The sequence below is a fragment of the Streptomyces sp. NPDC059917 genome (genome assembly GCF_042730635.1).
Taxonomy (GTDB): domain Bacteria; phylum Actinomycetota; class Actinomycetes; order Streptomycetales; family Streptomycetaceae; genus Streptomyces.
Genome location: NZ_JBHWLC010000014.1, coordinates 117,105 through 138,385, shown reverse-complemented (window position 1 = coordinate 138,385; position 21,281 = coordinate 117,105). Strand labels below are relative to the sequence as shown.

The following is a 21,281-nucleotide window of genomic DNA, read 5'->3' as shown; positions in this document are numbered from 1 at the left end:
CAGACCACATCCTGGTCGTGGAGGCCGACGTCGTCGTGCGTGCGGAGCCGGATCAGCGGAAGGTGTTCAGGCGGTCCGTGATGTGGGTCGCCGCGCCTTCCATGAGCGTGTCGGCGATGGCCTCGACCGTACGGGCGCTCCAGGGGTGCAGCTCCGTGCCCGCGACGACCTGGTTGAACGCGCCCATCGACGGGCCGCAGTGGACCAGGTAGTCGACCCGGGAGCGCTGGTCCCCGGTGACGGCGAGGCGCTGGCCCCGGTCGAAGTAGCCGCGGAAGAGGGCGGCGAGCTCGCCCTTGGGGTCCGGGCCGGGGGTGGCGGGCGGCGGGGTCGCGCCGCCGAGGAACCGGTCGAGGACCTGGGTGCGGGTCTCCTCGTCGAGCTCGGCGAACGAGCCGTGGCGGCGCCAGATCTCGTACAGGCGGGCGGCGCGGGCGGGGAAGAACAGGCCGCGCTTGAGGTAGCGGGCCTGGACGCCGAGTTCGAACATCTCGCCCCAGGGGGCGGTGTCCACGTCGAACTCCCGGGCCTGCTGGAGGATGTCCTTGACCTCGGGGCTGGTGGCGGCCTCGACGGAGCACTGGTTGACGGAGCCGGTCAGCAGGAAGTCGGCACCGAGGAGGAAGGCCGCGGCGGCCGCCTCGGGGGTGCCGATGCCGCCCGCGCAGCCGATGTGCACGCGCCCGCCGGGCAGGGCGGCCTCGTCGCGCAGCCGCAGCACGGCGGGCAGCAGGGTCAGCAGGTCGGCGGTGCTGCTGAGCCAGCCGCCGTCGGCCTCGACGCACAGGTCGTCGGCCATGGGGCGGCCGGCGCCCTGCCGGGCCTCCTCCTCGGTGACCTCGCCCGACGCGAGCAGCCGGTCGACCAGGACCTGCGGCGGCGGGGCGAGGAACTCGGCGGCCGTGTCGGTCCGGGACACCTTGGCGATGATCCGGCCGCCCTTGAGCCGGAAGCGCACCAGCGCCGGGGTGATCAGCGGGAACCCGGAGGCCTCGACGAGGTCCACTCCGTGCCGCAGCAGCAGGTCCACGAGCGCGGACTCCTGCTCCGGGGCGCCGTGCCGGTAGAGCAGGTTGACGCCGAAGGCGCCGCCGAGGCCGAGGTCGGCGGCGAGGGTGCGCAGCTGGTCCTCGGTCTCGGCGGGGCTCAGGCCCGCGGTGCCGAGGAAGCCGAGGAGCCCGGCCTTGGCCGCGGCGCGGAGCATGTCGGGGCCGGAGACGCCGCCGTAGAGGGAGCCGAGGAGGTAGGCGCGCCGCAGGCCGTAGCGGGCGCGGAAGGTCTCCGAGCCGAGCGTGTCCGCCGCGATGCCGCGGGGCGCGGGGGCCGGGGCCGCTACGACGTCGGCCGGGTCCGGGGTGTGCGTCGGGACCGGGAGGGGGGTGGCCGAGGAGCGGATGCGGGCGACGAGCCGGGTCAGGACGTGGCCCGGGCCGAGCTCGGTGAAGTCGAAGTCGCCGTGGCCCATCAGGCGGCGGATCGTCTCGCTCCAGCGCACCGGGGAGGCGATCTGCGCGGTGAGGGTCGCCTTCGCGGTGTCGGCCCGGTAGGGCTGGGCATCGGTGTTGGCGAGGACGGGGACGGCGGGGCGGTCGAAGGCGAAGCCGTCGAGGAAGCGCGCGAACTCGTCGGCGGTGCCGCGCATGTAGCGGGAGTGGAAGGGGGCGCTCACATTGAGCCGGACCGCGCGGGCGCCAGCCGCCTCGAAGGCGGTGCAGGCGGCGCCGATGTCGTCGGCGGGGCCGGACAGCACGAACTGGTCGAGCGCGTTGAGGTTCGCCAGGTCCAGGCCGTCGAGGCCGGATCCGGCGAGGATCCGGGTGACGGCGTCCTCGTCGCTGCCGACGACGGCGGCCATGGAGCCGCCGCCCGCGGCGGCCATCAGGGCGCCGCGGCGCTGCACCAGGCGCAGCCCGGTCTCGAAGTCGAAGACGCCGGAGGCGAAGAGGGCCACGTACTCGCCGAGGCTGTGGCCGATCAGGTAGTCGGCGGGCTCCGGGTCCCGGGTGAGGTGGTCCAGGTAGGTCAGGGCGCTGACCGTGTAGAGGGCGGGCTGGGTGTACTCGGTGCGGCCCAGGAGCCGCTCGGGGTCCGAGACGCACAGTTCCTCGACGGAGTAGCCGAGGACGCGGTCGGCGATCGCGGTCTGCTCGGGGAACTTCTCGAACAGTCCCTTGCCCATGCCCCGCTGCTGGGAGCCCTGTCCGGGGAAGCCGTAGACCTTCATACCGTGTGCCTTCCTTGGTGTCTTCGGTGCGTGCGGTGCGTGCGGGGCCGGGGCCGCCTTCGGTGCGGCGAGCGTCCGGGCCCGGGAGATCTGTTGCGGGTCGTACCCGAAGGGGCTGAGCAGGGGCAGGGAGCGGGAGCGGCTGCCTGCCGGCAGGTTGTTGCGGGCGAAGTTGTGCAGGGTGCCGGACGGCCCCAGGTCGAGGTAGAGGAAGTCGCCCCGGGCCCGCATGGCGGCCATGGCCTCCTCGAACTCGATGGGTTGGCGGGCCGCCCGCCAGAAGTGGTGCGCGGTCGGCCGCTCCACGGACCGGCCGTCCACGCAGGAGATCCACGGGATGGCCGGCGGGGCGAACTCCACGCCGTCGAAGGCGTTGTTGCACTGGTCGAGGACCGGCTCCATGTGCCGCGAGTGGTAGGCGTACTCGACGGGGACGCGCTGGTGGAGCACGTCGGCGGCGCGCAGCTCCCGCTCGGCCCGGGCCAGGGTGTCCTCGTCGGCCGCGACCACGAAGTGGCCCGGGTAGTTGCGGGCCGCGACCTCGCACTCGCGCAGGGCGGCGACCCGGTCGAGCACGTCGGCGGGGGCGAGCACGGCGAGCATGCCCCCGCGGGGGCCGGTGCGCAGGCCGGAGGCCTGTCGCACCAGCACCCGCAGGCACTCGGCCTCGTCCAGGGCCCCGGAGACGGCCGCCGCCGCGTACTCGCCGAGGCTGGAGCCGAGCAGGTAGTCGGGTTCCAGTCCCGCCGCCCGCAGGGTCTGCGCGAGGGCGAGTTCGGTCATGACGATCGCCGGGTGGGTCAGCCGGGTGTCGGTGAACGGGTCGTTCTTGCGGCGGGCCGGGTCGAACATCCGGTCGATGACCGATTCGCCCAGCTCGGCGGCCACCACCGCGTCGTGGCGGAGCAGCGCGGCGCGGAACACCGGGTCGCTCTCGAAGAGTTCCCGGCCCATCCCGTAGTACTGGGACCCCTGGCCGGAGAACATGAAGACGACGGGCAGGTCCCCGGTCGGCGCGGGGATCGGGGCGCTCATCGGAAGGTGTCCCAGAACATGCTCCCGGCGGGCGCGGGGGCGGTGGCGGCGGGGGCGGGGGCGGTGGCGGTTCCCGCCGCCCGGCCGCGGATCACGACCCGGGGGGTGCGCACCGGTCGCTCCAGCGGGGTGCGGGGCGCGGCCGACCCGGTCGAGGACGCCACCGGCGCCGGGGCGAGCAGCAGGTGGGCGTTGGTGCCGCCGTCGGCGAAGCAGTTCACCGCGGCGAGTTCGGCGGAACCGGTCGGCCAGGGCCGGGGCTCCCGCGGGAAGTACAGCGGGGAGGCGGCCAGGTCGTAGTGGTCCAGCGGCTCCTGACCGGAGCCGAAGGGGACCTGCTCGCGGTGGTGCAGCATCAGGGCCACCTTGATGAAGGCGGCGATGCCCTCGGCGGCCAGCGGGTGGCCGATATTCGGCTTGATGGAACCGAGCGCCACCGGCTGGGCGGAACCGGACCGGTAGACCCCTTCCACGGCCTTGAGTTCGAGCAGGTCGGTGACGGCCGACCCGGAGCCGTTGGCCTCGATCCAGCCGATGTCCCCGGGCAGCTGGCCGCTGCGCGCGAGTGCCTCCTTCATCACGTCCTTCTGGGCCTGGAGGTTCGGGGTGGCGGGGCCGGCGGTGCGGCCGTCGTTGTTGATCGCGATGCCCTTGACGACGGCGAGCACGCGGTCACCGGCGGCCTGCGCGGCGGCCAGCGGCTTGAGGACGACGACGCCGACGCCCTCGCCGAGGACCAGGCCCGCGGCCCGGCGGTCGAACACGTGGAAGGCGGGGCCGGGGTTGAGCAGTCCGCGCTGTCCGAAGACCTGGTGGGCCCGGTCGTCGGCCAGCAGGCTGACGCCCGCGATCACGGCGGACTCGATGTCGCCCGAGCGCAGGGCCTGGACGGCCATGTCCATGGCCACCAGGGCCGAGGAGCAGGCGGTGTCGACGACCAGGCTGGGGCCGCGGAAGTCGAAGAACTGCGAGACGTTCGCGGACAGGTAGTTCTGACCGGTGACCACGACCGGGTTCTTCGCCCCGGCCAGGCTCTCGGTGTCGGGGGTGTGGGTGGCGCGGCCGCCGACGTAGACGCCGATGCGACGGCCCTTGAGCTCGGCGGGCCGGTAACCGGCGTGGTGCAGGGCGTTGTCGACCTCTTCGAGCAGGAGCAGGGCCTGCGGGTCCATGGCCGCGACGTCGGCCTCGGCGAGGAGGAAGGACTCCGGGTCGAAGCGCAGGACGTCGTCGAGCAGACCCGCGTGGTAGCCGACCGGACGGCCGAACCGGCTGTCCGGGATCGGGTGCAGGGCCGAGCGGCCCTGGCGCAGCAGGTCCCAGTAGGCGCCGGCCGACGGGGCGTCGGGGAAGCGGCAGGACAGGCCGATCACGGCGATGTCGGTGGTGGCGGGTACGACGGGCGCGGTGGCCGGTCCGGCCGTTGCCGCGGTCGGCGCGGAGGCCGTTGCCGCGCGGGCCGCGGTCGCCGGGACGGTGGCGGGGGCGGCCGCGGCGGGAGCGGCGAAGGCCGCGAGGAGGGCGCCCCGGTGCTCGTCGGCGAGGTACGCGGCGAAACCGTCGGCGGTGGGGTGCTCCAGCAGCGCGGAGGGGTCGATGGAGACGTCGAGCCGCTTGGCGGCGGTCTGCACCAGCTGGGACACCATGATCGAGTCGGTGCCGTAGTCGTGGATGGGGGTGTCGCCCGTCAGTCGGCCCCGCTCGAAGCGGAGTTCGGCGGCGAGCCGGTCCAGCAGCCAGGAGGAGGCCGCGTCGACCGCGCCCCGCACCGCGTCGTCGGCTGCCGGAGCGACGGGGACCGCCGGGGCGGCGACGGCCTGGGCGGCCGGGGCGGCCGGGGCCGCGACCGGGGAGAGGCGACGGGAGGTGAGGAGCTCGGGGCGCCACTCGGCGTCCGGGCGCGGCAGCGCGGGCAGGACCACCCGGGCACCGCTCGCCAGGGCCCGGTCCAGCAGGGCGAGGCCCTGCTCGTCCGTCAGCGAGGACAGCCCGGAGGCCTGGTAGGCGGCGCTGCGCGCCTCCCCCATCCCGGTGTCCTTCCAGCTCGGCCACTGCACGCTGACCAGCGGGAGCCCGTACGGACGGGCCTCGGCGACCGCGTCCAGGTAGGCGTTGGCCAGGGCGTAGTCGCTCTGGCCAACGGCGAGCGCGGGAACGGAGGCCGCGACCGAGGAGTACAGCACGAACAGGCTCAGCGGTTCGTCGCGGAAGCAGGTGATCAGCGAGTCGAGGCCGAAGACCTTCGGGCTGACGACCCGGTCGATGCCGGCCTGCGTCTTGCGGACGAAGGCGGGGTTCTCGAAATCGGTGAAGCCCGCGCTGTGGATCACTCCACCGGCCGGTCCCATCCGGAGCCGGACGTCGGCGAGGCTCTTGGCCAGGGCCTCCGTCTCCTCCAGCGGTACGGCGAGGACCTCCAGCTCGACGCCGCGCGCGACCAGTTCGGCGAGCGGGCGCAGCTTCTCGCCCAGGGCGGTGCCGGCGGCGATGTGCGCGGCCCATTCGGTGCGCGGCGGGAGCTCCTCGCGGCCGGTGAGGACCAGCTTGCGCACGCCGTGGCGCTCGACGAAGTGGCGGGCGCTCAGCAGGCCGAGGCCGCGGGTGCCGCCGGTGACCCACAGGACGTGGTCGGCCGGGAAGGCGGTGCGGCCGGTCGGGGCCTGCGGCAGGGCGCGCAGCTGCGCCCGGTGGCGCGCGCCGTCGCGGTAGGCGATCTCGTACGGGTCGTCGCCCGAGGCGAGTTCGTCGGCGACGCGCGGGAACAGCTGCTCGTCGCCGAGGCCGTGGCCGACGTCGACGTGGCGGGAGCGCAGGTGGCTGTACTCGCTCTGGAGCATCCGGTACAGCCCGGTGCGGGCGGCTCCACCGGCGCCGCCGTCGCGCGTGATCAGCAGGGCGGTCAGTTCGTGGCGGTTGTCGACGAGTCGGCGCATCCAGTGCAGCCAGTCGGCCAGCAGGTGGTGCGCCGCGGGTCGGGCCGGGTCGGCGCAGCCCGCGAGGTCGACCACGGCGTCGTAGCGGTTCCACGCGGTGGTGGGGTCGGCGAGGTCGGCCGCGATCCGCTCCGCGTCCAGTACCTCGGCGGCGGGCAGGTGCGCGGCCAGCCGGGCGGCGAGGGCCTCGGTGCCCGGTGCGGCCAGTACGGCGGTACGGGCGGGCAGGGCGCCGCGTACGACCGCTGCGGCCGGGACCCAGTGCCGGGTGAGGAGTTCACCCGCGGCGGCGGCCGACCCGTTCAGGGCGGCGAGTTGGGCGTCCGCGGCGGCGAGCCAGACCCGGTCCCCGCCGAAGGGGTAGCCGGGCAGGGCCGTGCGGGCGGGCCGTCCGGCCGGGTGCAGGACGGCGAAGTCGACCTGGCGACCGGCGGTCCACGCCTCGGCCAGCGCCGCGGGGCTGTCGTCGACCGGGCCGCCCGCGACGGGCTTGCGCAGGTTGACCACCGCGCGCCAGGTACCGGCCGGGGCCTGACCGGCGGCCAGGTCGTCCAGGCGGGCGGCGAGTTCGGCCGGGGAGCGGAAGAGGACGGCGAGCCGGTGTTCCATGGCCTCGCGTCCGCTCTGGAGGGTCCAGGCGACCTCCTCGGGGGTCGCGTCCACGGCCTCGTCGCGCAGGTGCGCGGCCAGTCGGCGGGCCTGGGCGGTCAGCCGGTCCGCGTCGCGGGCGGACAGCACGGCCAGCTGCGGTCCGACGGCCGGGGTGCGGGTCGGGGCGGCCGGGTCGCCGACGTACTCCTGGAGGATGATGTGGGCGTTGGTGCCGCCCGCGCCGAAGGAACTCACTCCGGCCGTGCGCGGCTTGACGGTGCCGTCGTCGAGGACGCGGCGCGGCCAGGGGGCGCGCTCGCGCTGGACCTCGAACGGACCGGCGGAGAAGTCGATGTTGGGGTTGAGCCGGTCGGCGTGCAGCGAGGCGGCGAGTTCGCCGTGCCGCATCTGGAGCAGCACCTTGGTGATGGCGGCGATGCCGGCGGCGGACTCGGCGTGGCCGATGTTGGACTTCACGGAGCCGATCGGCAGCCGCTCGGGCGTGTCGCCCTGGAAGGCGCGGAGCATGCCGGTGACCTCCACCGGGTCGCCGAGGGCGGTGCCGGTGCCGTGGGCCTCCAGGTAGTCGAGGTCGGCGGGGCGCAGCCCGGCCCGCTCCAGGGCGGACCGGACCAGGTCGCCCTGGGCCTTGGGGTTGGGGACGCTGTAGCCGGAGCCGGCGCCGCCGTGGTTGACGGCGGACGACTTGACGACCGCGAGGATGCGGTCGCCGTCGGCGAGGGCGGCGTCCAGTCGCTTGAGCAGGACGGCGCCGGATCCCTCGGCGGGCACGTAGCCGGTGCCGCCCTCGCCGAAGCTGCGGCAGCGGCCGTCCGCGGCGAGGAAGCTGCGCTGGGCGAGCTGGAGGAACTTCACGGGGTGGCTGGAGATGTTGACGCCACCGGCGACGGCGACGTCGCAGTCACCGTTGCGGATGGCCAGGCACGCCTGGTGGATGGTGACCAGCGAGGAGGAGCACATCGTGTCCAGGGCGACGCTGGGGCCGGTGAAGTCGAAGAAGTACGAGACCCGGTTGGCGACCGAGGCGTAGGAGGAGGAGGGGGCGAAGCCCTTGCCCTCCAGTGCCTCCTGGACGCCGTACAGCTGGTAGTGGCCGTACATCATGCCGACGAACACGCCGGTGCGGGCGCCGCGGAGCTGCGCGCGGGTGTATCCGGCGTCCTCCATGAGGTGCCAGACGGTCTCCAGGAAGACGCGCTCCTGGGGGTCGGTGTGCTCGGCCTCGATCTGGGACATGCGGAAGAACAGCGGGTCGAAGCGGTCGGCGTCGCGGACGAAGCCGCCCCACTTGCCGTAGGTCTTGCCGGGGGCGGACTTGTCCGCGTCGTAGAAGGTGTCGTGGTCCCAGCGGTCGGCGGGGACCTCCTCGACGCTGTCCCGGGCGGCCCGCAGGTTGCGCCAGAACTCGTCCACGTCGTCGGCCTGCGGGTAGCGGCCGGCGACGCCGATGACGGCGATCTCGATGTCCTCGCCGCGGGTGGCGGCGCGGTCGGGGACGGCGGTCACGGGGACTGCCTCGGGGGCGGGTGCGGGTGCGGGTGCGGGTACGGGGGTCGGCGGGGCCGGGACGGTCGCGGTCGGCGTCTCGGTCCCGGTAGCCGTCTCGGCCTCGGTCTCGGTCGCGAGGCCGGTCAGCGCGTCCGGGTGTTCGGCGCTCAGGTACCCGGCCAGTTCGTGGACCGTCACGTGCTCGAAGAGCAGGGTCTTGGGCAGCGGGCCGAAGAGCTCCTCCAACCGGCGGACCATGCTCATGGAGATGAGGGAGTCCAGACCGTACTGGTCGAAGGACTCGGTAAGGGAGATCTCGCTCTCGGGGAGCTTGACCTCCTCCGCGAGCAGCCGCAGGACCAGTGCCTCGGCGCGGCCCCGCACGTCCGCGTCGGCCGCCGGGGAGGTCGCCGCGGTCACCGGGGCGGCCGCGGGGGCGCGCCCGCCGTCGAGGGCGGCCAGGATGCGGTCGGGGGCGCCGGGGGCGAGGAGCAGTCGGGGTGCGGTGGTGGCCAGGGCGCGGTCCAGGGCGTCGAGGGCGGGTCCGGTGCGCAGCGGGCGCATGCCGAGGACCCGGTCCATGAACTCCTCGGCGGCGGCGTCGATCCGCATGCCGCCGTCGGCCCACACCGGCCAGGCGGCGGCGAGGGTGCGACCGTGCCGGGTGCCCGCCAGGCGCCGGTGCTCGCGCTCCTCGGCGAAGTGGTCGAGGAAGGCGTTGGCGAAGGCGTAGTCGGTCTGGCCGGTGTTGCCGAAGGCGGCGGCGGCCGAGGAGAAGGTCACGAAGTAGTCGAGGCGGTCCTCGCGGGTGGCCTCGTCGAGCAGGACGGTGCCGTGCACCTTGGCGGCGAGGACGGCCTCGGCGTCGGCCCGCTCCTTGCGGGCGAGCAGGCCGTCGCGCAGGACGCCCGCGGCGTGCAGGACGCCGGCGATCGCACCGTGCGCGCGGCGGGCCTCGTCGACCAGCAGCCGCACACCGTCCGGGTCGGACACGTCGGCGCGCACCACGCGGGCGCCGATGGCGTCGATGCGGGCGAGGGCCTCGGGGCCGGGGGCCGTGCGGGAGGCGAGCACGATGCCTCCGGCGCGGGTCCCGGCGGCCGTGCGGGCGGCGGCGATGTGCTCGGCGAGGAGCAGCCCGAGGGCGCCGGTACCGCCGGTCACGATGTGCGCGCCGGGGCCGGTGAAGGGCGACGGGGCGGTGGCGGGCAGGGTCGCGCGGTGCCAGGTGCGGCGGGAGCGGCCGGTGCGGTCGGCGCGGGTCTCGACCCCGCCGGATGCGGCGAGTTCGGCGGTGACGGCGTCGGCGGGGGTGCGGTCCGCGGCGACGGCGAGCACGGTGAAGTCGACGGCGGGGTGTTCCAGGCGCACCGAGCGGGCGAAGGCGGCCATGGCCGGGTGGGCCGGGGAGGCCGCGGGCTCGGGGTGGACGTACAGGTAGCGCAGGGCGCCGCGGCGGGCGCGCTGCCAGGCCCGCAGGAAGGCGCCGGCGGTGTGGAAGCCGTGTTCGACGGCCGCCGTGGTGCCGGTGTCCGGGTCGGACAGGTGCACCACGGTGGCGGATCCGGCCGCGAGGGCGGCGACCGCCGCCTCGGCGTCGAAGGCGTCGGTGGTGCGCACGAGCGTGCTCGCCCCGGCGGCGGTGAGGGCCTCGGTGAGCGCTGCGGACCCGGCGGCGGGGCCGAGGACCAGTACGGCCGTGTCGAGCGGGCCCGCCGCCGCGGCGGCGACGGGCTGCCAGCCGGGTGCGAAGGCGAAGACCTCGTCGGAGCCGGGGAGCGCCCCGGGCGCGGGGGCGGCGGCGGCCGCGCGGGCCCCGGCGGGCACGGCCCGCAGGGTGAAGGCCTCGATCGCGACGACCACCCGGCCCTCGGCGTCGCGCAGGGCGACGTCGAAGCACAGCGTGCCGGGTCGGGCCGGGCGGGCCGAGACCGTGGCGTGGGCGTACACCCGCTCCGGCAGGTCGGCGTAGCGGCGGACCGAGCCGAGCGAGAACGGCAGGTACGGGACCGGGTTCGCGGGGTCGGCGGCGCCGGGCGCGAGCCGCCCGGCGGTCTGCAGGGCCGCGTCGAGCAGGGACGGGTGGAAGGCGTAGCCGCCGGTGCCGGTGTGGCGCTCGGCCGGCAGCCGCAGCGCGGCCAGGGCCTCGCCGTCGCCCTCGGCGATCTCCTCGATCACCTGGAAGGCCGGGCCGTAGTCGAAGCCGAGCCGGGAGAAGCCCTCGTAGCAGTCGGCGGCGGTGTGGACGCGCGGGCAGCGGGCGCGCACGGCCGCCGGGTCGACGGTGGCGGGGCGCTCGCCGGGGTCGCCGAACCGCAGGGTTCCGGCGGCGTGGACGGGGGCGCCGTCGCCTTCGCCGGCGACCTCGAAGGAGGCGGGTCGGTCGGCGGCGCCGGTGAGGCGGACCCGCAGGCGGTGTCCGCCGTGGCCGGCGGGGAGCCGGACGGGGGCGGCCCACACCAGGCCGTCGATGCCGGTCACCGGGGCGCCGTCGGCGGCGAGTTCGCCGGCCAGGCGGGCGATCTCCAGATGGGCGACGCCGGGCAGCACGGGGTCGCCGGCGACGATGTGGTCGCGCAGGAAGAACTCCCGGCCGGTGAGGTGCTTGGTGAAGACGCGGCCGGCGCCGTCGGGCGCGGGGAGTTCCGCGTCGAGGAGCGCGGGGTGGAGCGGGGCCGGCGCCGCGGCGGCCGCGGGGGCCGCCGGGGCGACCCAGTGCCGGGTCCGGGCGAAGGGGTAGGCGGGCAGGTGCACGCGGCGGCGCGGCGCGCCCCGGTGCAGCTCGGCCCAGTCGACCTCGGCGCCGTCCAGCCAGTGGCCGGCGAGGGTGTCGAGGTCCGCGGTGGCGGCGGCCGGGCGCGGCGTCAGGCCGCGCGCGGGCCGTCCGGTGCGCACCGCCGAGGGGCGGCCCGCGAGGTGGGCGGCGAGTTCGGCGCGCAGTGCCGCGGCGCCCTCGGCGACCACGGCGAGGCGGTGGGCCATCGGCTCGCGGCCGGTCTGCAGGGTGTAGGCGAGGTCGCCCGGGGGGACGTCCTGCGCGTCGAGGTGGTCGACGAGCCGCCGCGCGGTGGTGCGCAGCGCCTCCTCGTCCCGGGCGGACAGCACGAACAGCTGCTCGGCGGTCTGCTCGTCGCGGGTGTCGGGCATGGTCGGTTCCTCCAGCACGATGTGCGCGTTCGCTCCGCCGAAGCCGAAGGAGCTGACGCCGCCGCGGCGCGGGTGCTGTGCGCCGGCGGCGTCGCGGTGACGCGGCCAGGGTCGGGCGGTGGCGGCGACCTCGAAGGGTCCGCCGTCGAGTTCCAGGTAGGGGTTCTGCTTCTCGAAGTGCAGGCTGGCGGGGATGGTGGCGTGCCGCATGCCGAGCGCGACCTTGAACAGGCCGGCGATGCCGGCGGCGGCCTCCAGGTGGCCGATGTTGGTCTTCACCGAGCCGATGGCGATGGGCGTGCGCGGGGCGGTGGAGCCGTTCTCCGCGCGCAGTCGGCGGAAGGCCGTGGAGAGGCCGGCGGTCTCGATGGGGTCGCCGAGGGCGGTGCCGGTGCCGTGGGCTTCGATGTAGCCGACGGTCTCCGGGGCGACCGCGGCCGCCCGGTAGGCCTCGACGAGCAGGTCGGCCTGGGCGTCGGGGTTGGGGGCGGTCAGCGAGGTGGTCCGGCCGCCGTGGTTGACGGCGACCGCCTTGATGACGGCGTGGACGGCGTCGCCGTCGCGTTCGGCGAGGTCGTTCGGCTTGAGGAGCACGACACCGGCGCCCTCGCCCCGTACGTAGCCGTCGGCGCGGCTGTCGAAGGCCTTGCACCGGCCGTCGGGGCTGAGCATCTCGCCCTGGCTGAGCGCCTCGTAGACCGACGGGGAGAGGATCAGGCTGACGCCGCCCGCGATGGCCAGGTCGCAGCTCCCGTCGCGGAGCGCGGCGCTCGCCTGGTGGACGGCCGTCAGCGAGCCGGAGCAGGCGCTGTCCACGGCGACGGACGGGCCGCGCAGGTCCAGGACGTAGGAGACGCGGTTGGGGATGACGGACAGGGCGGCGCCGGTGAGGGTGTGGCCCTCGGTGCCGCGTCCGGCGGCGCGCTGCACGTCGAGGTAGTCGGAGTTGGTGACCGCGACGAAGACTCCGACGCGTCGTCCGGCCAGCTCGGAGGGGCGGTAGCCGGCGTCCTCGATGGCCGACCAGACCACTTCCAGCATCAGGCGCTGCTGGGGGTCCATCAGTTCCGCCTCGCGCGGGGAGATCCCGAAGAAGGCGGCGTCGAAGCGGTCCACGTCGGGGGCGAAGCCGCCCCAGCGGGAGCGGGAGCGGGGCTGCTCGCGCCAGTCCCAGCGGTCGGCGGGGATCTCCGTCACCAGGTCGTCCCCGGCGGCGAGGTGGTCCCAGTACTCCTTGAGGTCGGTGGAGCCGGGCAGGCGTCCGGCCATGCCGATGACGGCGATGTCGCCGCTGGGGCGCTGCCCCCGCGCCGCCGGGGCGTCGGTGCCCTCCGCGCCCGTGGGGTCCAGGTCGCGGTCGGCGGGGAGCGCGGTGACGGCCGGGCCGAAGTGGGCGGTGAGTTCCCGGCCGTGGTGCTCCCACAGGTGGTCGGCGAGCGCGAGCAGGGTGCCGCGGCGGTAGAACAGCGTGGGGTAGACCTCGATGTCGTAGGCCTTGCGCAGTGCGGTGCTCAGCTCGGTGAAGCTGACCGAGTTCATGCCGAGGTCGCCGAGCGGGGTCTGCGCGCCGATGTCCTCGGGGCGCTGCCCGGCCAGAGTCGCGACCATGGTGGTCAGTTCGGCGACGAGCGCCTCGGTACGGAGCCGCGCGCCGCCGTCGGTGCGGCCGGGCTCGGGTGCGGTGGCGGCCGTGCCCGCGGTGGCGCCGAAGCGGGCCCGGAGTTCGGCCACGGGCAGGGCGGCCAGGGTGGTGCGGTCGATCTTCTCGTTGAGGGTGCGGGGGAAGCCGGTGACCCGGACCAGCGCGTCCGGGACCATGTGGTCCGGCAGCCAGGCCGCGAGCCGTTCCCGGGTGGGTTCGGTGGCGCCGTCCGCGAGGACGTAGGCGGCCAGCAGCGAGTGCCGGGTGCCTTCGCCGCGGGCGACGACGACGGCCTCGCGCACGCCGTGCAGGCCGCGCAGGGTGGTCTCGATCTCCTCCAGCTCCACGCGGAATCCGCGGATCTTGATCTGGGAGTCGATCCGGCCGAGGTACTCGATCCGGCCGTCCGGGAGGCGGCGGGCGAGGTCGCCGGTGCGGTACATGCGGGCGTCGGCGGCGGTGGCGAACGGGTCGGCCAGGAAGCGTTCGGCGGTCAGCTCGGGGCGGCCCAGGTAGCCCTGGGCCACGCCGTGGCCGCCGATGTACAGCTCGCCGGGCACTCCCGCCGGGACGGGGCGGCGGGTGCTGTCGAGGACGTGGAGGGCGGTGTTGGCGATCGGGGTGCCGATGGTGACCTTCTCGCCGGGGGCGAGGCGGCTCGCCGCGGACCAGATGGTGGTCTCGGTGGGGCCGTACAGGTTCCACACCGCGTGGTTCCCGGCGAGCAGGGCGCGGGCGGTGTCGGCGGGCAGTGCCTCGCCGCCGCACAGGACGGTCAGGCCGGGCTTGCCCTGCCAGCCGGCGGCCAGCAGCATGCTCCAGGTGGCCGGGGTGGCCTGGATGACGGTGGCCCGGCTCGTCTCGACGGCGCGGCGCAGCCGCAGTCCGTCACGGGCGTCCTCGGTGGGGAGGATCTCGACCGTGCCGCCGGTGACCAGGGGCAGGTAGAGCTCCAGGCCGGAGATGTCGAAGCAGACGGTGGTCAGCGCGAGCAGGGTGTCGCCGGGGCCGAATCCGGGTTCGCGGGCCATCGACCACAGGAAGTTGGTCAGGGCGCGGTGCGCCACGGCGACGCCCTTGGGCCGACCGGTGGAGCCGGAGGTGTAGATGACGTACGCGGTGTCCCCGGGTCCGGCGGGGCCGGGCGAGGGGGCGGCGGGCGGCTCCTGGCCGCCGTCGGTGAGCAGGCGGGGCACGGCGGTGTAGGCGTCCTGGTGCGCGGAGTGCGTGAGCATCAGGAAGAGTCCGGCGTCCTCGGCCATGTAGGCGAGGCGCTGGCGCGGGTAGCCGGGGTCGAGCGGGACGTAGCTGCCGCCCGCGGCCTGGACGGCGAGGAGGGCGACGGGCAGGTCCGCGTCGCGCGGCAGCAGGACGCCGACGGTGCGGCCGCGGCCGACGCCGGCGGCGCGCAGCCGGGCGGCGAGGGTCTCGACGCGTTCGGCGAGCTCGCGGTAGGTCAGCTCGGTGCCCCGGTGGCGGACGGCCACGGTCTGCGGGCGGGCTTCGGCCTGGCGGCGTACGAGTTCCCACACGAGGGTGTCGGCCGGGTATTCGGCGGCGGCCGGCGGGGCCAGCCGGGTCCGCTCCTCGCCGGTGAGCAGGTCGAGCGCGCCGACGGCGGTGTCGGGGGCGCCGACGGCCGCGGCGAGGAGGGTGGTGAAGTGGGCGCCGATGCGCTCCACGGTGTCCGCGTCGAAGAGGTCGGGGTCGTACTTGAGGGTCCAGCGGCAGCCTTCGGCCTGCTCGACGAGCTCCAGGGTGAGGTCGAACTCGCCTTCCTGGTGGACTCCTTCGACGGGGCCGAGGACGAGACCGCCGTGGCGGGCGGCGCGCGCCCAGTTCTGGAAGTAGAAGGCGGTGTTGAAGGGGGCGGAGGGGGCGGAGGGGTCCAGGCGGCGCAGCTCCTCGGCGAGGGTGAGCAGCGGGTAGGCGCTGTGCTCCAGGGCGCCCAGGACGGTGGCGTGGGTGCGGCGGACCAGGGCGCGGAACGCCTCCTGGCCGTCGACCCGTTCGGCGAGGACGACCATGTTCATGAAGTAGCCGAACACGTCGTCGTAGCCGTTCGCCGGGCGGCCGGCGGTGGGGGTGCCCACCGCGATGTCCGCCTGGTCGGCGTAGCGGTGCAGCAGGGCGAACCAGCCGGAGAGCATGACGCCGAACAGCGAGGTGCCCTCGGCGGTGGCCAGGGCGCGGGCCCGCTCCGTGACGGGACCGGGGACGGCGCCGTCGATGCTGGCGCCGCGGTAGCCGGGTACGGCGGGTCGGGGGCGGTCCAGCGGGAGCGGCACGGTGGTCTGGCGGCCGCTCAGCCGCTGCGTCCAGTAGTCGCGCAGCCGACGGCCCTCGGGTCCGGCGAGCAGGTCGCGCTGCCAGGTGGTGAAGTCGCCGTAGCTGTGCTCGGGGCGGTCGGTGGGCGGCAGGCCGCCGTCGGCCACGGCGCGGTAGCCGCGCTCCAGTTCGGCGAGGAGCAGGGCGATGGAGACCCCGTCGAAGACGAGGTGGTGGAAGGTCAGCAGGAGGGCGTGGCGGCCGTCGCCGAGGGTGTAGAGGGTGGCGCGCAGCAGCGGGCCGCCCGCGAGGTCGAAGGGGCGGCGCAGCTCCTTCTGCATGCGCCCGCGCAGGTCGTCCTCGTTCACGGTGGTGAGGAACACCTGCTGGAAGGGGAGTTCGGGCTCGGTGGCGATGTGGGCGGCCGGGCCGTCGGCGCCCTCGCGGACGGTGGCGCGCAGTTCCTCGTGGCGGTCCATGAGGTCCTGGAGGGCCACGCGCAGGGCGAGGAGGTCGGTGTCGCGGTCCAGCCAGAGGGCGAGGGGCAGGTTGTACGCGTAGGTGCCGGGGGCGATCCGCTCGATGACCCAGAGGGCGCGCTGGCCCTCGGACAGCGGGTGGACGGACGCCTCGGTGTCGGTGCGGGGGCGCAGCACGAGCTCGGCGGCCGGGGCGGCCGCGGGCCGCGCGGGGGCGGCGGGCGCGGCGGGGGCCTGCGGGGCCACGGACGCGGACGCGGCCGGGACCGGGGCGGGCGCGGCGGCCGGGGCGGCCGGGGCGACGACGTCCGCGAGCCAGCCGGAGGCGAGGTGCGCGGCGAGCTCGCGCAGGGTCGGGCGTTCGAAGAAGTCGCCGAGGGGCACGGTGACGCCGAAGGTGTCGTCCACCGCGGAGACGATCTTCATCCCGCTGAGCGAGTCGAAGCCGTAGTCGGCCAGGGGGCGGTCGGGGTCGACCCGCTCGTCCAGCTTGAGCACCCGCTCGACCAGTTCGCGCAGGCGCTCGCCGACGGCGTCGGCGGCGTCGGCGGCCGCGGCCCGGGCCGAGGCGGCCGCGTCGGCCGCGCCGTCGGCGGCCTCGGGAGCGGTCCGCGGCGCCGGGTTCGCGCCGAGGACGACGCCGTCGCTCTCGGCGACGAGGACGGTCTGGCCGAGGTCGGCGCCGTCGGCGCCGAGGGCGCGGACCTCGGTGTAGCCCTCTTCGTGGAGGATCCGGGTCCAGCCCTCGGGCGAGGCCAGCGGCGAGTCGGGCATGCGCAGTTCGCCGTCGTCGAAGGCCCACCATCCCTCCAGGACGCCGCCGCCGATGGTCAGCAGCGGTCGCACGGAGGTCAGCTCGTTGAGCACCAGCCAGCCGCCGGGGCGCAGGAGGGCCTTGGCCTTGCGCAGGGTGGAGCGCAGGTCGCTGGTGGCGTGCACCACGTTGGTGGCGAGGACCAGGTCGGCGGCGGCGGGCGTGAAGCCCTGCTCGGCCAGTCCGCGCTCCAGGTTGAGGATCTGGAACCGGGCGAAGGGGTAGCGCTCGGCGAAGCGCTCGCGGCCGTAGTCCAGGAACCTCGGGGAGATGTCGGTGAAGGTGTAGCCGACCCGGCCCGAGTGGCCCTCCAGTGCGGGCAGGACGCGTTCGCTGGTGGCGCCGGTGCCGGCGCCGAGCTCGACCACCTCGAAGGAGGTGCCGTCCGGGAGCTGCTCCAGGCGCAGCTCCAGGGCGCGCCGGACGGTCTCGCGGACCAGCAGGTTGAAGTGGTCGGTGAGCGGGTTGCCCTTGTAGAAGTTCTGCACCAGCTGCATGGAGGAGCCGGGGAACATGATCTCGGTGGCGCCGACCTCGCCGCGCAGGATCTGCGGGTAGGCCTGGAGGAAGAGCCGGTTGAGGGTGACCGTCGGCTCGATGTCCGGGTAGGCGGTGGCGAGGCGGTCGAACTCCGCTTCCCAGCCCTCGGACTGCGCCGCGTGGTCCACGGAGTCGGCGGCGGCCGTGGTGGTGACCCGGTCGCCGTCGCGGGTGAGCAGGCCGGCGCCGGTGAGGATGTTGAGCAGGGCCTCGTGCAGCCGCTGGAACCGGTCCTGGATGCGCAGGGTGGTGCGCAGCTCCAGGGCGCTGTGGCGTTCGCCGGAGCGCTGGAAGACGCCCATGCGCTGGTAGACGCCGAGCAGGACGGGGGCGGAGACCGCCTCCAGCTCCTGGTAGCCGTCGAGCACCCGGGTGGCGGCGGGGTCGGTGGCGGCCGCTCCGACGAGGCGGGACGCCTGGTCCGCGAGGACGGCCGGGTAGCCGCCGGGCAGGGCGTCGCCGTCGAGGGCCGGGTCGTGGCCCATGGCCTCCAGGGCGCGGCGGTTGGCGCGGATCGGCATGGCCTGGGGCAGGCCGCAGGACAGGATCCGCTCGACGGCGGTGATGCCTTCGGCGGCGGTGAAGCCGCTGATGCCCAGGCCCTGGAAGATCTCGGCGAGGCCGGGCTGGGCACCGGAGCCGACCTGGTGCCAGTAGCCCTGGTTGACGACGGTGACCGGGAAGTCCAGGCGGGCGCGGAGGAAGAGGGCGTAGGCGTCCTCGGTGGCGGAGGCGCAGATGTAGGCGCCGTTGCCGGCGAACCGGCCGAAGGAGCCGGCGGAGGAGAAGTAGGCGAGGAAGTCGAGGGGCTCGCCCGCGACGACCGCGGCGAGGGCGGCCGCGCCCTCGGTCTTGACCCGGGTGGCCGCGGTGAAGGCGTCCTCGTCGAGGTCGGCCAGGAGGTGGTTGTCGAAGACCATCGCCGCGTGGAAGACGCCGTGCAGGGCCCCGAAGAGGCGGTGGGCCTCGGCCACGGCGGCGGCCAGGTCCTCGGTGGAGCAGGCGTCGCCGCGGACGTGGGCCACGTCGCCGCCGTGGGCGCGGATCTCCTCGACCGCGGCCCGCTGCTCGGCGCCGAGCTCGCCCCGGCTGAACCAGACCAGGCGGGCGCGGTGGCGTCGGGCCAGGTCGAGGCTGAGCTCGCGGGCGATGCCGCCGGTGCCGCCGATCAGCAGGTAGACGCCGCCGTCGCGGTAGACGGGGCGGTCGTCGGTCACGGTGGTGGGCAGGGCGACGCGGCCCAGGCGGCGTTCGTAGCGGATGCCCGCGCGCAGAACGGTGGTGCGCCCGGTGGTGTCGACGGGCTCGGCGAGGAGGACGTCGGCCAGGGCGCGCGCACCGGCCTCGCCGGTGAAGTCGGCGGCGGCGAAGTCGACGGCCGCCGCGCGCAGTTCGGGCCGTTCCTTGGGGGCGACCTGGAGCAGGCCGTGCAGCCCGGCGGCGAAGGGGTTCTGCGAGGCGCCGCCGGCCACCGCGTGGACGTCGCTGGTGACGACGAGGACGCGGTCCGCGGCGGTGGAGCGCAGCAGGTGGAACAGGGACAGCGAGCCGTCCCGGAGCTGTTCGGCGACGAGCGCGGGGGTGCCCGTACCGTCGGCGATCCCGGTGCCGACGGCGCCGAGGTGGATGACCAGGTCGGCGTCGGCGGTGCGGGCGAGCCACGGGGCGGCCGCTCCGCCGGGGTGCTCGTCGATGCGGACGAGGTCCACGGAGCCGGTGTGGCGCGCGGCGAGGGCCTCGCCCAGCCAACGGGAGGCCTCGGTGAGCAGGACGGTGACGCGGCGCGGGGCCGGGGCGGCGCCTTCGGCGGGCGCCTGGGTGCGCACCCACAGCGGGCGGAAGAACTCCGGCGCGCCGTCCGTGACCGCGGCGTCGCCGGTGTCCTGGCGCGCGGCGGGCGCGGCGACGGCCACGGGGGCCGGCGGGCTCGGGATCCAGTAGCGGCGGCGGGCGAAGGGGTACGTCGGCAGCTCGATGCGGCGGGCGGTGGCGGGGGTGGTGCGCGTCCAGTCCACCAGGGCTCCGGTGGCCCAGGCGGCGCCGACGCCGGACAGGTCGCGGCGCTCCAGGGCCCCGTCGAGGTCGGCGGCCGCGTCGGCGGTCAGCTCCACCCGGGCGCGGGCGGCGCGACCGGTGACGATCCGGTCGTCGCCCTCCCCCGCGAGCCAGGCCTCCAGCAGGCGGGCCGCGTCGGCCGGGGACGCGGCGGGCAGCGCGAGTCGGAACTCGTGGGCGGTGCGACCGGACTGCAGGGTGTGGGCGACGTCGGCGAGCCGGAGGGCGGCGCCGTTCCCCGGGTGGGGGCGGGCGGCGGCCAGGGCGGCGGCGACGGTCCGGGCGACGGCTCCGATGGTGTCGGCGGCGGTGGTGTCGGCGGGCAGCGCGGCGGCGGCCGCGTCGGCCAGCAGCGCCTGGTAGCGGGCGCGTTCGGCCACGCCGAAGCCGCACTCGGTGAGTTCGGTGGCCAGGTCCAGGTAGTCGGCGTCCACGCCGAGGGTCTCGGCGGCCAGTTCGAGGCTCAGCCGCTGGGCGGCGGCCAGGGTGTCCGGCTCGGGCCGCTGGTCGCGGGCGCCCCCGTCCTGGCCGCGGCGCAGGAAGGCGGCGAGGTCGGTGGCGGCCGCGCGCAGCCGGTCCTCGCTCTTGGCGGAGAGGACCAGCAGCTGCTCGGTGTCGGCCTCGTGGGCCGCGCTCGGCCCGGCCGCGGGCCGGTGCTCCTCCACGACCACGCAGGCGTTGGCGCCGCCGCCGCCGAAGGAGCTGACGAGGGCGCGCAGCGGCGCGCCGTCGGCCGCGTCGTCGGTGGTGGCCCGGGTCCACGGGCGCAGGGTCTGCTGCACCTCGAAGGGGGTGGTGGTGAAGTCGATCTCGGGGTTGAGGCGGGCCGAGTTCAGCGAGGGCACGAGCGCGCGGTGGCGGAGCTGGAGGAGCACCTTGGTCAGGCCCGCGATGCCGGCCGCCGATTCCAGGTGACCGATGTTGGACTTGACCGAGCCGACGGCGACGGTGGGCCGTTCGGCGCGCTGCGCGGGGGTGATGCGGCCGCCGAACGCGTCGGTCAGGCCGGCGATCTCGATGGGGTCGCCGAGCGGGGTGCCGGTGCCGTGGGCCTCGACGTAGCCGATGCTCTCGGGGGTGGCTCCGGCGCGGCCCAGGGCGGCGCGGATCACCTCGCTCTGGGCGGCGGAGCTGGGCACGGTGTAGCCGCCGGTCTTGCCGCCCGCGTTGATGCTGGAGCCGGTGATCACGCCGAGGATCCGGTCCCCGTCGGCGATCGCCGCGGACAGCGGCTTGAGCAGGACCGCGCCGACGCCCTCGCCGTCGACGAACCCGTCGGCGCCCTCGCCGAAGCTCTTGAGCCGGTCGTCGTGCGAGATCATGCCGCGCTGCGCCAGGGTGCGCAGGTGCATGGGGTGCAGGACGAGGTTGACGCCGCCCGCGACGGCGGAGGCGCACTCGCCGCTGCGCAGGCTCTCGCAGGCCAGGTGGACGGCGGTGAGCGAGGCGGAGCAGGCGGTGTCCACCGCGAGGCTGGGCCCGGTGAAGTCGAAGGTGTAGGAGACCCGGTTGGCGATGGACCAGTGGTTGGAGTGGGCGTCGGTCTGCACGCCGAGCGCGGTGGCCTCGCCGCCCATCCACTCGTAGTTGTTGTTCATGACGCCGACGAACACGCCGACCCGGCCCTGGGCCGCGAGCCGCGCGGCGGGGTAGCCGGCGTCGTCCAGCGTGGCCGCGGCGGTCTGCAGGAAGAGCCGTTCCTGGGGGTCCATCGCCTCCGCGTCCGCGGGGGAGATCTGGAAGAACAGCGGGTCGAACTTGTCGACGTCGTCGATGAATCCGGCCCACTTGCTGTATCCGGCGCGGGTGCCGGAGGGGTCGTAGTGCGCGTCGGCGTCCCAACGGTCCGCCGGCACCTCCCGGATGCAGTGCTTGCCCGAGGCCAGGTTGTCCCACAGCTCGCCGGCCGTCTCGGCCAGCGGGTAGCGGCCGGCGACACCGATGATCGCCACGCCCTCGCTCGGCGCCGCCGGGGCGGAAGCCTGCTTCAGCAGGCTCAGCAGCAGCTTGCGCTTGTCGTTCACAGTCTCTCTCTTCTCACAAG

2 protein-coding genes are annotated in these 21,281 nt (G+C 75.6%); both read right to left on the bottom strand.

Annotated elements, in window-relative coordinates:
- Nucleotides 1-52 precede the first annotated feature (52 nt).
- Nucleotides 53-3,259, bottom strand: coding sequence for an ACP S-malonyltransferase (gene fabD / locus ACFWAR_RS11330; RefSeq protein ID WP_385775541.1), 3,207 nt, complete (start codon nt 3,257-3,259; stop codon nt 53-55).
- Nucleotides 3,256-21,261 carry an amino acid adenylation domain-containing protein gene (locus ACFWAR_RS11325; RefSeq protein ID WP_385775539.1) on the bottom strand — a complete coding sequence of 6,002 codons (18,006 nt, stop codon included), beginning with the start codon at nt 21,259-21,261 and terminating at the stop codon, nt 3,256-3,258. The genes fabD and ACFWAR_RS11325 overlap by 4 nt, the downstream gene beginning before the upstream one ends.
- Between the last annotated feature and the right edge of the window lie 20 nt (nt 21,262-21,281).